This window comes from Streptomyces sp. NPDC027672 (assembly GCF_055566335.1).
In genome coordinates, this window is sequence record NZ_JBVHSO010000014.1 from 141,366 (window position 1) to 157,205 (window position 15,840).

General features: G+C 77.3%; 1 protein-coding gene and 1 pseudogene. Both read left to right on the forward strand.

Annotated features, from left to right (window positions below):
• Window positions 1-11: 11 nt before the first annotated feature.
• Window positions 12-11,849: an SDR family NAD(P)-dependent oxidoreductase gene (locus tag ACZ4SV_RS29505; RefSeq protein ID WP_468007816.1), complete on the forward strand. Its 11,838-nt coding sequence runs from the start codon at window positions 12-14 to the stop codon at window positions 11,847-11,849.
• Between the two features lie 58 nt (window positions 11,850-11,907).
• Window positions 11,908-15,801, forward strand: a pseudogene (locus ACZ4SV_RS29510) (type I polyketide synthase); the annotation flags it as partial.
• Between the last annotated feature and the right edge of the window lie 39 nt (window positions 15,802-15,840).

Below are 15,840 nucleotides of genomic sequence, written 5' to 3' on the forward strand. Positions count from 1 at the left end.
TGTGAGGGGACATGGCCACGTCGCCGGAGAAACTCGTCGATGCGCTGCGCGCGTCCGTGAAGGAGACGGAGCGGCTGCGACAGGAGAACGAAGAGCTGATCGCTGCGGCGCGGGAGCCGATCGCCATCGTGGGGATGGGCTGCCGCCTGCCCGGCGGCGTGGCGACGCCCGACGACTTCTGGCGGCTCGTCGCGGCCGGCGAGGACGCGGTCTCGGACCTGCCGGCCGACCGGGGCTGGGACCTGGACGCCCTGTTCGACCCGGACCCGGACACCCCGGGCACGGTGTACACCCGCCAGGGCGGGTTCCTCACCGACGTCGCCGGGTTCGACGCGGAGTTCTTCGGGATCAGCCCGCGCGAGGCGGTGGCCATGGACCCGCAGCAGCGGCTGCTGCTGCAGACGGCGTGGGAGACCGTGGAGCGCGCCGGGATCGACCCGGCGTCCCTGCACGGCAGCCGTACCGGCGTCTACGTGGGAGCCGCGTTCCAGGACTACGCGACCCGGGTCCGGACGGCAGAACTCGGCGAGTACGAAGGCTATTTCCTCACCGCGGGAGCGGCGAGCGTGCTCTCCGGCCGCATCGCGTACACGCTGGGTCTTGAGGGCCCGGCGGTCACCTTCGACACCGCGTGTTCGGCGTCGCTGGTGGCGATCCACTCCGCCTGCCAGGCGCTGCGCCGCGACGAGTGCACCCTCGCGCTCGCCGGTGGTGTCACCCTGATGACCACGCCGTCGCAGCTCATGGGCTTCAGCCGGCAGCGCGGGCTGTCCCAGGACGGCCGCTGCCGGTCCTTCGCGGCGTCGGCCGACGGCACCGGCCTGGCCGAGGGCGTCGGCGTCCTGCTGCTGGAGCGGCTGTCCGACGCCCGCCGGCTCGGCCACCGGGTGCTGGCCGTCGTACGCGGCAGCGCGACGAACCAGGACGGGGCGAGCAACGGCCTCGCCGCGCCGAACGGTCCCGCGCAGCAGCGGGTCATCCAGCAGGCACTGGCGGACGCCGGCCTGGCCGCGGACGACGTCGACGCGGTCGAGGCGCACGGCACCGGCACGAAGCTGGGCGACCCGATCGAGGCGCAGGCGCTGCTGGCCACCTACGGCAGGCGGCGCACGCAGCCGCTGTGGCTGGGCTCGGTGAAGTCCAACATCGGCCACACCCAGGCCGCGGCCGGGGTCGCGGGGGTCATCAAGCTGGTCCTGGCGATGCGGCACGGCCTGCTGCCGCGGACCCTGCACGTCGACGCCCCGACCCCGCACGTGGACTGGTCCGCGGGGAACATCGAGCTGCTGACCGAGGCCGTACCGTGGCCGGCGGCGGACCGCCCGCGCCGGGCCGGGGTGTCCTCGTTCGGGATCAGCGGCACCAACGCCCACCTGATCCTCGAAGAGCCGCCCGCCGCCGGCGACGAGACCCCCGAGGCCGGCGACGAGACCCCGGCGGCCGGGGCCGGCACGCCGCCGCGCACGGTGCCGTGGCTGCTCTCCGCCCGCACCCCGCAGGCGCTGCGGGAGCAGGCCGGGCGGCTGCTGTCCTGGCTCGCCGAGCGCGAGCCGGCGGCGGCCGACGTCGGGTACTCCCTGGCCACCACCCGCTCGGCGTTCCCGCACCGGGCCGCGATCGTCGCGGACGACGGCGAGGCGTTCACCCGGGCGCTGGCCGCCCTGGCCGAGGACCGCGCCGACCCGCGGGTGACCCTCGGCACCGCCGGCCGCGGCAAACTGGGCTTCCTGTTCACCGGGCAGGGCAGCCAGCGGGTGGGCATGGGCCGCGCGCTGTACGCGGCCTCGCCCGTGTTCGCCGAGGCGTTCGACGAGGTGTGCGCCGCCCTGGACCCGCACCTGGACCGGCCGCTGCGCGAGGTGGTGTTCGCCGACACGGACGACGGGACGCTGGACCGCACCGCGTACACGCAGCCCGCGCTGTTCGCGGTGGAGGTGGCGCTCTTCCGGCTGCTGACCCGCTGGGGCGTGCGCCCGGACCGGCTCGCGGGCCACTCCGTCGGCGAGGTGAGCGCCGCGCACGCCGCGGGCGTGCTGTCGCTGGCGGACGCCGCGACGCTGGTGGCCGCGCGCGGCCGGCTGATGCAGGCCCTGCCCGAGGGCGGCGCCATGGTGGCGGTGCAGGCCGGCGAGGACGAGGTGCGGCCCCTGCTGGCGGAGCGCGCGGACCGGGCGGACCTCGCCGCGGTGAACGGGCCGTCCGCGGTGGTCGTGGCCGGCGCCGAGGACGCGGTGGACGAGATCGCCGGCCACTTCGCGCGCCAGGGCCGCAAGACCCGGCGGCTGACCGTCAGCCACGCCTTCCACTCGCCGCTGATCGACCCGATGCTGGCGGACTTCCGCGCGGTGGTCGCGCGGCTGACGTTCTCCGCTCCGCACCTGCCCGTCGTCTCCACCCTGACCGGCCGCGAGGTGACGGCCGAGGAGATCCGCGACCCCGAGTACTGGGTGCGGCACGCCCGGGGCACGGTGCGGTTCGCGGACGCCGTACGGGCCATGGAGGCCGCCGGTGTCCGCACGTTCCTGGAGCTGGGCCCCGGCGGTGTGCTCGCGGCGACGGGGCAGGACAGCGTCACCGCCGAGGACGCCGCGCTGAGCGCGACCCTGCGTTCCGACCGGGCCGAGGAGCTGTCCGTCACCGACGCCCTGGCCTGGCTGCACACGCGCGGTGTCGCGGTGGACTGGACGGCGTTCTACGCCGGGACCGGGGCGCGCCCGGTCGAACTGCCCGTCTACCCCTTCCAGACCACGCGCTACTGGCTGACCCCGCCCGCCGCCGCGGCGGCCGTGGGCAGCGCCGGGCTCGGCACGGCCGGCCATCCGCTGCTCGGTGCCGTGGTGGCGCCGGCCGACGCCGACGAACTGCTCTTCACCGGCCGGCTGTCGGCCGAGGCGCACGGCTGGGTGCTGGACCACAGCGTGTTCGGCCGGGCGCTGCTGCCGGGCACCGCGTTCCTGGACCTGGCGCTGCACGCGGGCGAGCGGATCGGCCTCGGCCTGCTGGCGGAGCTGACCCTGCACGCGCCGCTGCCGCTGCCCGAGCGGGGCGGGGTGCTGCTCCAGGTGCGCGTGGGCGCGGCCGACGACTCCGGGCGGCGCCCGCTGAGCGTGCACGCGCGCCCGGACGGCGGGGACGACGACGAGCCGTGGACGGCGCACGCCACCGGTCTGCTCGCGCCGGACGAGTCGCCCGTGGCCACCGAGGAGTTCGGCGTGTGGCCGCCGGCCGGCACCGAGCCGGTCGACACCGAGGCGCTGTACGCCGTGATGGCCGAGACCGGCCTCGACTACGGTCCCCTGTTCCAGGGGCTGCGCGCGGCCTGGCGGCGGGGCGCGGAGCTGTTCGTGGAGGCCGCGCTGCCGGACGGCGCGGACACCGCGGACTTCGGGCTCCACCCGGCGCTGCTGGACAGCGCCCTGCACGGGGTCGCGCTGAACGTCACGGGCGGCGCCTGGGACCAGGCCCGGCTGCCGTTCTCCTGGCGGGGCGTGCGCCGGCACGCCGCGGGCGCCGCGGAGCTGCGGGCCCGGCTGGCCCCCGCGGGCACGGACGCGGTGTCCGTGCTCGCCGCCGACGGCACCGGCCGTACCGTGCTGTCCGCCGAGGCGCTCGTGCTGCGTCCGGCCGCGCCCGGCGGGGACGCCGCCGCCCGCGACCGCCTGTTCGAGCTGCGCTGGGAGCCGGCGCGGCAGCCCGCCGCCGGCGAAGCCGCGCCGGACTGGGCGGTGGTGGGACCCGACACGCCCGGCATCGCGGCGTACCTGGGCGAGGGCACGGTGTCCCGGTACCCGGACCTGGCCGCGCTGTCCCGGGCGGCGGACGAGGGCGCCGCCCCCGCCGTGGTGCTGCTGCCGCTCACCGCCACCGGTCCGGCGGCCGACCGCGCCGACGCCGTGCGCGCGGCGGCCCACCAGGCGCTCGACCTCGCCCGCGGCTGGCTCGCCCGGGAGAACGCGGCGGACTCCCGGCTGGTCGTGGTGACCCACCGGGCCGTCGCCGCCGGTGACGAGCGGATCGCCGATCTGCCGCACAGCGCCGTGTGGGGACTGCTGCGCACCGCCCAGTCGGAGCACCCCGGCCGGTTCGCGCTGATCGACCTCGACGGCGACCCGCGGTCGTACGCGGCCCTGGCCGCCGCCGTCCGCTCCGGTGAGCCGCAGCTCGCCGTCCGGCAGGGCGAGCCGCTGGCCCCGCTGCTGGCCCGGCCGCACGCCGGGCAGGCCCTCGCGGTGCCGCGGGAGCCGGCCTGGCGGCTGGACTCCGAGCGGCGCGGCACGCTGGAGGGGCTGGCCCTCACGCCGTACCCGCGGGCCGGCGAGCCGCTGGCCGAGGGCGAGATACGGGTGGGCGTGCGCGCCGCGGGCCTGAACTTCCGCGACGCGCTCAACGCCCTGGGCATGTACCCCGGCGAGGCCGGAGCGCTCGGCGTCGAGGGCGCGGGCGTTGTCCTGGAGACCGGCCCCGGCGTCCGCGGTCTCACGCCCGGGGACCGGGTCATGGGCATGATCTTCGGCGGCATCGGTCCGGTCGCCGTGACCGATCACCGCATGGTCGCCCGGGTCCCGGACGGCTGGTCCTTCACCGAGGCCGCGGCCGTGCCGGCGGTCTTCCTCACCGCCTACTACGCGCTGGTCGACCTGGGCGGCCTGCGGCCCGGCGAATCGGTGCTGGTGCACGCGGGAGCCGGCGGCGTCGGCATGGCCGCCGTGCAACTGGCCCGGCACCTCGGCGCCGAGGTGTACGCGACGGCGAGCCCCGCGAAGTGGGACGCGCTGCGCGCCCTGGGTCTCGACGACCGCCACATCGCCTCCTCCCGGTCCCTGGAGTTCGAGGAGAAGTTCCGGGAGGCGGGCGGCGGCCGGGGCGTGGACGTGGTGCTGAACTCCCTGGCCGGGGAGTACGTGGACGCGTCCTTGCGGCTGCTGGCACCCGGCGGCCGGTTCCTGGAGATGGGCAAGACCGACGTCCGGGACGCCGAAGCGGTCGCCGCCGCGCACGACGGGGCCCGCTACCGGGCCTTCGACCTGGTCGACGCCGGGGCCGGACGCATCCGGGAGATGCTGGACGCGCTGCTCGCGCTGTTCGGCGAGGGAGCCCTGCGGCTGCCGCCGGTGACCTCCTGGGACGTGCGCCACGCCGTCGAGGCGCTGCGCTTCCTCAGCCAGGCACGGCACATCGGCAAGGTGGTGCTCACCGTGCCGGCCCCGCTCGACCCGGACGGCACCGTGCTGATCACGGGCGGCACCGGCGCGCTCGGTTCGGCGGTCGCCCGCCGGCTGGTGGAGCGCCACGGGGCACGCCGGCTGCTGCTGGTCAGCCGCCGGGGCGCCGCGGCACCGGGCGCGGCCGAGCTGGCGGCCGACCTGGAGGCCCGGGGCGCCACCGTGACCGTGACGGACTGCGACGTCTCCGACCGGGCCGCGCTGGAACGCCTGCTGGCCGCCGTGCCCGCCGCCCATCCGCTGACCGCGGTGGTGCACACGGCGGGCGTCCTGGACGACGGTGTCCTCACCTCGCTCACCCCCGAACGGCTGGACACCGTCCTGCGGGCCAAGGCCGACGCGGCGCTGCTGCTGGACGACCTCACCCGCTCCGCCGACCTGGCGGCCTTCGTGCTCTTCTCCTCCACCTCCGGTCTCCTCGGCGGGGCCGGCCAGGCGAACTACGCGGCGGCCAACGCCCTGCTGGACGCCCTGGCCCACCACCGCCGGGCGGCCGGCCGCCCGGCGGTGTCGCTGGCCTGGGGACCGTGGGGCCACTCCGAGAGCATGCTCGGCGGCCTCGCCGAGGTGGACCTGGTCCGGCTGGGCCGCACCGGGCTGGTCCCGCTCACCGAGGCGGAGGGGCTGGACCTGTTCGACGCCGCCCTCGGCACCGCGGAGGCCGTCCTGGTGCCGGCCCGGACCGACCCGGCGGCGCTGCGCCGCGGCACGCCCGAGGACGTGCCGTACCTGCTGCGCGGGCTGGCCGGCAAGCCCCGGCCCCGGGCCGGCCGCGCCGCGGGCGGCCCGGCCGCCGGCGCGCCGCTGCGCGACCGGCTGGCCCCGCTGCCGCCGGCGCAGGCCGAACGGCTCCTGCTGGACCTGGTGCGCGAGCAGGCGGCGACCGTCCTGGGACACGCCGACGGCGCCACGGTGGCCGCCGACCGCACCTTCAAGGAGCTGGGCTTCGACTCGCTGACCGCGGTGGAGCTGCGCAACCGCCTCGGCCAGGCCGCCGCGGCGCAGTTGTCCTCCACGGTCGTCTTCGACTACCCGACGCCGGCCGAACTCGCCCGCCACCTGCGCACGGAGGTGCTGGGCGCCGCCGCCGAGGCGGCGCCGGCCGTCGCCGCGCCGCGCGGGCCGGTGGACGACGACCCGATCGCGATCGTCTCGATGAGCTGCCGCTATCCCGGGGGCGTGGCGACCCCGGAGGATCTGTGGCGGCTGGTGGCCGAGGAGGCCGACACGGTCGGACCGTTCCCGGCCGACCGCGGCTGGGACACCGACAGCCTGTACGACCCGGACGGCACCCGGCCCGGCACCACGTACGTGCGGGTGGGCGGCTTCCTCGACGACGCCGCGCGGTTCGACGCGGCCCTGTTCGGGATCAGCCCCCGCGAGGCGCTGGCCATGGACCCCCAGCAGCGGCTGCTCCTGGAGACCTCCTGGGAGGCGCTGGAGCGGGCCGGCATCGACCCGACCTCGCTCAAGGGCGACCAGGTCGGCGTGTTCGTCGGCGCCGCGTCCCAGGGCTACCCCTCGGACCCGCGGCAGGCCCCGGACGACCTCGGCGGCTATCTGCTGACCGGCAGCACGGCGAGCGTCATGTCCGGCCGTATCGCCTACGCCTACGGGGTGGAGGGCCCGGCGGTGACGATCGACACCGCCTGCTCCTCGTCGCTGGTGGCGCTGCACCTGGCGGTGCAGTCCCTGCGGCGCGGCGAGTGCTCCCTCGCCCTGGCCGGTGCCGCCGCCGTGATGGCCGTGCCCGACATCTTCCTGGAGTTCAGCCGCCAGCGCGGCCTGTCCCCCGACGGCCGGTGCAAGGCGTTCGCCGCCGCGGCGGACGGCACCGGCTGGGGCGAGGGCGTCGGCACGCTGCTGCTGGAGCGGCTCTCCGACGCCCGGCGCAACGGCCACCCGGTGCTCGCCCTCGTCCGCGGTACGGCGGTCAACTCCGACGGCGCCAGCAACGGGCTGACCGCGCCGAACGGGCCGTCGCAGCAGCGGGTGATCCGGCAGGCGCTGACCGACGCGCGGCTGACCCCCGCCGACGTCGACGCCGTGGAGGCGCACGGCACCGGCACCCGGCTCGGCGACCCGATCGAGGCGCAGGCCCTGGCGGCGGTGTACGGCCGGGAGCGGGACGCCGGCCGGCCGCTGTGGCTGGGTTCGGTGAAGTCCAACATCGGGCACACCCAGGCCGCCGCGGGCATGGCCGGACTGATCAAGATGGTGGCGGCGATGCGGCACGGCGTGCTGCCCCGCACCCTGCACGTCGACCGGCCGACGCCCGAGGTGGACTGGACGGGAAGCGGCCTGGCGCTGCTCACCGAGACCAGGCCCTGGCCGGACAGCGGCCGGGCCCGGCGGGCCGCCGTCTCCTCGTTCGGCATCAGCGGCACCAACGCCCACGTCATCGTGGAGCAGGCCGAGGCCGCCGCCGTCCCGGACGAGGACGACACCGCCGCCTCGCCCGGCGCTCCGGAGCCGGCCGTCGTGCCGTGGGTGCTGTCCGGGAAGACCGAGGAGGCGCTGCGCGCGCAGGCCCGGCGGCTGCTGGACCACCTCGCCGACCGGCCCGGCGCCGACCCGGCCCGGATCGGCCACGCCCTGGCCACGGCCCGCGCCACCCTCGACCACCGGGCCGTCGTCATCGGCGGCGGACTCGGGGAACTGCGGGACGCGCTGGGCGCGCTGGCCGAGGGCCGGGACGCCGACGGCGTGGTCCGGGACACCGCCCGCGCCCGGGAGAGGACGGTCTTCGTCTTCTCCGGCCAGGGCTCGCAGTGGCCGGGCATGGCCGCGGAACTGTACGCCGCCAGCGAGGTGTTCGCGGAGCGGATCCGCGAGTGCGAGGCGGCTCTCGCGCCGTACGTCGACTGGTCGCTGACGGAGGTGCTGCACGGCGCCGGGCAGGCGCCGTCGCTGGAGCGGGTGGACGTGGTCCAGCCGGCGCTGTTCGCGGTCATGGTCTCCCTGGCCCGGCTGTGGGAGTCCTTCGGGGTGCGGCCGGGTGCCGTGATGGGGCACAGCCAGGGCGAGATCGCCGCGGCCTGTGTCGCGGGCGCGCTCAGCCTGGACGACGCCGCTCGGGCGGTGGCGCTGCGCAGCAAGGCGCTGGGCGCGCTGTCCGGCAAGGGCGGCATGGTGTCCGTGGCCCTCGGCGAGGCCGAGGCGTCGGCGCTGGTGGAGCGCTGGACCGGACGGGTCTCCGTGGCCTCGGTGAACGGCGCCTCCTCCACCGTCGTCTCCGGTGACCCGGACGCCCTCCAGGAGCTGGTGGCACAGTGCGCGCAGGACGGGGTGCGGACCCGGACGCTGCCCGTCGACTACGCCTCGCACTCGCCGCACGTGGAGGAGGTGCGGGACGACATCCTGCGGGAGCTGGCGCCGATCGCGCCCCGGCCCGCCGAGGTCCCGTTCTACTCCACGGTCACCGGCGGCAGGATCGACACCGCCGGCCTGGACGCCGCGTACTGGTACCGCAATCTGCGGCAGACCGTGCTGCTGGAGCCGGTGACCCGGCTGCTGCTGGACGACGGGTACGACGTGTTCGTCGAGGCCAGCCCGCACCCCGTGCTGGGCATGGCGATCCAGGAGACCATGGACGCCGCCGGCGCGGCCGGCACGACCGTGGGCTCGCTGCGCCGCGACGACGGCGGCCCCCGGCGCTTCCTCGCCTCGCTCGCCCAACTGCACACCTGCGGCGGCCAGGTGGACTGGGCGCGGGCCTTCCCGCCGTCCGCCGCGCGGGAGACCCGGCTGCCGACGTACCCGTTCGGCGGGGACCGGTACTGGCTGCGGCGCGGCGACGGGCCGGGCGACCTGGCCGCCGCCGGCCTCGGCACGGCGCACCATCCGCTGCTCGGCGCCGTCGTCACGCTGCCCGACTCCACCGGCACCGTCCTGGCCGGACGGCTGTCGGCCGGCGCCCAGCCCTGGCTGGCCGACCACGCGGTGCTGGGCACCGTGGTCTTCCCGGGCACGGGCCTGGTCGAACTCGCCCTGCGGGCCTGCCAGGAGAGCGGCCACGACCTGGTCGAGGAACTGACCCTGGTGGAGCCCCTGGTCCTGGACGAGGGGAGCGCGGTGCAGCTCCGGGTGACGGTGACCGGACCCGACGGCACCGGCCGCGGAACGGTCGAGGTGCACTCCCGCGCCGAGGACGCGCCCGCGGACACCCCGTGGCTGCGGCACGCCGTCGGGGTGCTCGCGGCCGGCGGACCGGAACCGGCGGACCCGTTGCCGGCGTGGCCGCCGGCGGACGCCGAACCCGTGCCGCTGGAGGCGGGCTACGCCGTCCTGGCCGCCACCGGTCTCGACTACGGCCCCGCCTTCCAGGGGCTGAGCGCGGTCTGGCGTTCCGGAGCGGACGTCCTCGCCGAGGTACGGCTGCCCGGCACCGCGCAGGCCGGGACGTTCGGTGTGCATCCGGCGCTGTTCGACGCCGCCCTGCACGGCGTGGTCCTCGGCGGACTGCTGCCCGACGCGGCCGAACCGCGGCTGCCCTACGCCTGGAAGGGCGTCCGGCTGCACCGGACCGGGGCGGAGGCGCTGCGCGTCCGGCTGACGCCCGCGGGACCGGACACGGTCCGCGTGACGGCCGTCGACCCGGACGGACGGCCGGTGCTGTCGGTGGAGTCCCTGCTGCTGCGTCCGCTGCCCGCCGACCGCCTCGGCAGCGCCCGTGGCGCCCGGCACCGTTCGCTGTTCCGCGTGACCGGCGAACCGCTGGCCCTGCCGGCGGCCACCGAAGCGGCCGCGGGTGCCTGGACCGTCCTCGCCGGACCCGGCGCGGACGGCGAGCCCGGCCGCGGCCTGGCCGCCGTCCTGGAGTCCGGCGGCCGGCAGGTGGACACCCGCACCGGCCTGGACGCCCTGGCCGCCGCGGTCACCGAGGGCGCGCCGCTGCCCGAGGCCGTCGTCGTGGCGGCCCCGGCGACCGCGCCGGCCGGTGACCTCGCCGCCGCCGCGCACACCGCGACGCACGCGGCCCTCGCCCTGGTGCGGGCCTGGCTCGCCGACGACCGGTTCGAGGGCGCGCGGCTGGTCTTCGTCACCCACCGCGCGATGCCGCTCGGCGACGGCGACGAGCGGCCCGATCTGGGCCAGGCGCCGCTGTGGGGCCTGGTGCGGGCGGCGCAGTCGGAGCACCCGGGCCGGTTCGCCCTGGTGGACACGGACGGCACCGCCGCCTCCGGGCAGGTGCTGGCCGCCGCGCTGGCGTCCGGCGAACCCCAACTCGTCGTCCGCGACGGCGTGGTGTCCGCGGTGCGCCTGGCCCGCGCCGCCGACACCGGCACGCAGGAACCGGCGGTGTCGTTCGCACCGGGCGGCACCGTGCTGGTCACCGGCGGCACCAGCGGCCTCGGCGCACTGGTCGCCCGGCACCTGGTGACCGCGCACGGCGTCACCCGGCTGCTGCTGACCAGCCGCAGCGGGGAGCGCGCCGAGGGCGTGCCCGAACTCGTCGCGGAACTGGGCGCGGCGGGCGCCGAGGTCACGGTGGCGGCCTGCGACGTCGCCGACCGGGCGGCGCTGGCCGCGGTCCTCGGCGCCGTACCCGCCGCGCATCCGCTGACCGGCGTGGTGCACGCGGCCGGCGTCCTGGACGACGGCGTGGTCACCTCGCTGACCCCGGAGCGGATCGACGGGGTGCTGCGGCCCAAGGTGGACGGCGCGCTGCACCTGCACGAACTCACCCGGGACGCGGACCTGTCGGCGTTCGTCCTGTTCTCCTCGGCCGCCGGTGTGCTGGGCACCCCGGGCCAGGGCGGATACGCGGCCGCCAACGCCTTCCTCGACGCGCTCGCCCACGAGCGGCGGGCCACGGGGCTGGCCGGCACCTCGCTGGCCTGGGGCATGTGGGAGCAGCGCAGTGGTCTCACCCGGGCGCTGACCGACGCCGACCTGCGGCGCATGGCCCGGTCCGGGGTCGGGCCGCTGCCCACCGAGGAGGGCCTCGCCCTGTTCGACGCGGCGCTGGGCACCGGGGACGCCACGCTGGTGCCGCTGCGGCTCGACCTGGCGTCGCTGCTCGCGGCGGGCCGGCCCGAGCTGGTCCCGGCACCGCTGCGCTCGCTGGTACGGGCGGGGCGGCGCGCGGCCGCGGCCGCGGGCGACGGCCCGGGCGGGACGTTCCTGGCCGAGGTGAACGCGCTCCCGGCCGGCGAGCGGTACCCGGCGGTCCTGCGCCTGGTCCGCCGGGAGGCGGCGACGGTGCTCGGCCTCGCCTCGCCCGAGGAGGTCGCCGACACCCGCGGGTTCCTGGAGATGGGCTTCGACTCGCTGACGGCGGTGGAACTGCGCACCCGGCTGCGGGCCGCCACCGGCCTGCCGCTGCCCGCGACGCTCGTCTTCGACCAGGCGACCCCCGCCAACACCGCCCGCTTCATCCGCGACCGGCTGTTCCCGGAGAGCCGCGAACTCACCGAGTCCGAGGCCCAGGAGCACACCCTGCGCCAGGTCCTCGCCTCGGTCCCGCTGGCGCGGTTCAAGCAGGCCGGTCTCCTGGCGGACCTGCTGCGGCTCGCCGGACAGGACCCCGCCGCGGACCCCGCGCCGGCGTCCGCGGAGGCCGGCATCGACGCCATGGACGTCGACGACCTCGTGCGCACCGCTTTCGGCGGCGACACGTTCTGATCTCGGATTCGGTTACGGAGGATTCATGGCCACATCGCCGGAAGCGGTGGTCGAAGCGCTGCGGGCTTCGCTGAAGGAGAACGAGCGGCTCCGCGGCGCGGTCCAGGCCACGGTCGAGCCGATCGCCATCGTCGGGATGGCCTGCCGTTACCCGTCCGGGGTGCGCTCCCCGGAGCAGCTGTGGGACGCGGTGCTGGAGGGCCGCGACGCGGTGTCCGGGTTCCCCGCCGACCGCGGCTGGGACCTGGCGTCCCTGTTCTCGTCCGACCCGGACGAGCCGGGAACCTCCTACGTCCGCGAGGGCGGGTTCCTGTACGACGCCACCGAGTTCGACGCCGCCTTCTTCGGGATCTCCCCGCGTGAGGCGCTCGCCATGGATCCGCAGCAGCGGCTGCTGCTGGAGACCTCCTGGGAGGCCGGGGAGCACGCCGGGATCGATCCGCGCTCCCTGCGCGGAACCGGGACCGGGGTGTTCGCCGGGATCATGTACCACGACTACGGCTCCCGGCCCGGCCTGGACGCCGACGGGGTGGAGGGCTACCTGGGCACCGGCAGCGCCGGCAGCGTGGCCTCCGGGCGCGTGGCGTACGCCCTGGGCCTGGAGGGTCCGGCGATCACCGTGGACACGGCGTGCTCCTCGTCCCTGGTGGCGCTGCACCTGGCCATGCAGGCGCTGCGCCGCGGCGACTGCTCGCTGGCCTTCGCGGGCGGGGCGACGGTGATGTCGACGCCCGCCACCTTCGTGGAGTTCAGCCGGCAGCGCGGCCTCGCCCAGGACGGCCGGTGCAAGTCGTTCGCCGACTCGGCGGACGGCGCCGGGTGGAGCGAGGGCGTGGGCGTGCTGCTGCTGGAGCGGCTGTCCGACGCGCGCCGCAACAACCGCCGGATCCTGGCGGTGCTGCGCGGCAGCGCGGTGAACCAGGACGGGGCGAGCAGCGGTCTGACGGCGCCCAGCGGGCCGGCGCAGGAGCGGGTGATCCGGCAGGCGCTCCAGGACGCCGGGCTGTCGGCGGCCGAGGTCGACGTGGTCGAGGGGCACGGCACGGGCACGCCGCTGGGCGACCCGATCGAGGCGCAGGCGATCCTCGCGACGTACGGCCAGGGCCGCCCGGCGGAGCGCCCGGTGTGGCTGGGCTCGGTGAAGTCCAACCTGGGCCACACCCAGGCCGCGTCCGGTGTCGCCGGGGTCATCAAGATGGTGCAGGCGCTGCGGCACCGTACGCTGCCGCGGACCCTGCACGCCGAGCGGGCCAGCACGAAGGTCGACTGGTCGGCCGGTGCCGTGGAGCTGCTGACCGGCGACCGGCCGTGGCCGGACGAGGGACGGCCCCGGCGCGCGGCCGTGTCCTCCTTCGGGATCAGCGGCACCAACGCGCACGTGGTGCTGGAGGAGGCGCCCGCGGCCGGCCCGGACGACGGCGCCGGCGACCCGGCCGGCACCGGGGCGACGGCCGGCACCGAGGGCGGCTCCGTCGCGCCGTACCTCGTGTCGGGGCGCGGCGCGGAGGCGCTCGCCGGCCAGGCCCGGCGGCTGCACGCGTATCTGACGGAGGGTCCGGCGCCCCGGCTGCCCGACGTGGCGTACTCGCTGGCGACGACCCGCTCGGTGTTCGAGCACCGCGCGGTGGTCGTGGCGGCGGACGGGGACGAGCTGGCCGACGGGCTGCTGCGCCTCTCCCGGGGCGAGCGGCCCGCCACGGGCGCCCGCGGCGAGGCGGCGGACGGCGCCCTGGCGGTGCTGTTCACCGGCCAGGGCGCGCAGTGGCCGGGGATGGGCCGGGAGCTGTACGAGCGCTACCCGGCGTACGCGCGGGCCTTCGACGAGGTCTGCGCCGAGCTGGACCCGCACCTGGACAGGCCGCTGCGGGACGTGGTCTTCGGGCGGCCCGGCACCGAGGGGCTGCTGGACCGGACCGGCTGGACCCAGCCCGCCCTGTTCGCGGTCGAGGTCGCGCTGTACCGGCTGGTGGAGTCCTGGGGGGTGCGCCCGCGGTACGTGTCCGGGCACTCCGTCGGCGAGCTGGCGGCGGCGCACGTGGCCGGGGTGTTCTCGCTGGCCGACGCGGCGGCCGTGGTGGCGGCCCGGGGCCGGCTGATGCAGCGGCTGGAGCCGGGCGGCGCCATGTTCGCGATCGAGGCGACCGAGGAGGAGGTCGCCCCGCTGCTGACGGACGGCGCCGGCCTGGCTGCGGTGAACGGGCCGTCCTCCGTGGTGGTCGCCGGGCACGAGGAGGCCGCGGCGGCGGTGGCCGCCCGCTTCTCCGCCGAGGGCCGGCGCACCCGCCGGCTGCGGGTGAGCCACGCGTTCCACTCGCCGCTGATGGACCCGATGCTGGCGGAGTTCGCCGCCGTGGTGGGCCGGGTCCGTCTCGACGCGCCGCGCCTGGCCGTCGTGTCGGCGTCGACCGGCGGCCTGGTGACGGCCGAGGAGCTGTGCGCGCCGGACTACTGGGTGCGCCAGGCCCGCCGGACCGTGCGGTTCCACGACGCGGTGCGGACCCTGGAGGAGCAGGGGGCCGGCACCTTCCTGGAACTCGGCCCCGACGCGGTGCTCACGGCGCTCGGCCCGAGCTGTGCGGCCTCGCCCGACACCGTGTTCACCGCCGTGGCCCGCCGCGACGAGCCCGGGTCCCGCACCCTGCTGGCCGCCCTCGCCGAGGTACACGTCCGGGGTGTCCCGGTCGACTGGGCGGCCGTGGTCGCCGGCGGGCGGGCGGTGCCGCTGCCGACCTACGCCTTCCAGCGGGAGCGGTACTGGCTCCAGCCGGCCGGTACCGGGGAGTCCGACCGGCTCAACGCCCGGGTCGACGAGCACCGCTACCGCGTGGAGTGGGCGCGGCTGTCCGGGTCCGGCGCCGCCGCCGGTCCGGCGCAGGACTGGCTGGTCGTCTCCGGCGAGGGCGCGGGCGGCCCGGTGGACGAGGTCCTCGCGGCCTGCCGCCGGGCGGGACACCGGGTCCGCCACCTCGTGACCGGCGAGGGCACCGGCCGGGAGGAGCTGGCCCGCCTGCTGGGCGACGCCGCCGGTGCCGAGCCGCCGGCCCGGGTGGTGTCGCTCCTCGCCCTGGACGAGCGGCCCGTGACGGACGGCTCGCCGCTGCCGCGCGGGCTGGCCCTGACCACCGTCCTCCTCCAGGCGCTGGAGGACGCGAAGGTGGACGCTCCGGTGTGGGTCCTCACCCAGGGCGCCGTCTCCACCGGTGCCGACGACCCGGTACGGCGTCCCGTGCAGGCGGCCGTCTGGGGCCTCGGGCGGGTCGCGGCGCTGGAGCGGCCGGACCACTGGGGCGGCCTGGTCGACCTGCCGGACACCCTGTCCGAGGAGACGCTGTCCCGGCTGCCCGCGGTGCTCGCCGACGCCGGCGGCGAGGATCAGCTCGCCCTGCGCGCGGACGGACCGCGCGGCTGCCGGCTGGTCCGCTCGCCCCTGCACGGAACACCGGTGCGGCGGACCTGGAAACCGTCCGGCAGCGCCCTGGTGACCGGCGGGACCGGAGCGCTCGGCGCGCACGTGGCGCGCTGGCTCGCCGCCCAGGGGACGGAGCACCTGGTGCTGCTCAGCCGGCGGGGCCCCGCCGCGCCGGGAGCACAGGAGCTGGCGGCGGAACTGCGCGCGCTGGGCGCCGAGGTGACGATCGCCGCCTGCGACATCACCGACCGGGCCGAGCTGGAGGGCGTCCTCGCGGCGCTGCCCGCCGGGCAGCCGGTGGACACGGTGGTGCACGCGGCGGGCACGATCGGCGCCGAGACCGCGCTGACCGAGTACGCGCCCGCGCAGATCGCGGAGGTGCTCGCCGCCAAGCTGGCCGGCGCCCGCACCCTCGACGCCGTCTTCGACGGCGGTCCCGGCCGGTCACCGCAGGCGTTCGTGCTGTTCTCCTCCGGCGCGGGACTGTGGGGCAACACCGGGCAGGCGGCGTACGCGGCGGGCAACGCCTTCCTGGACGCCCTGGCCGGCGCCCGCCGCGGCCGGGGTCTGCCGGCGACGTCC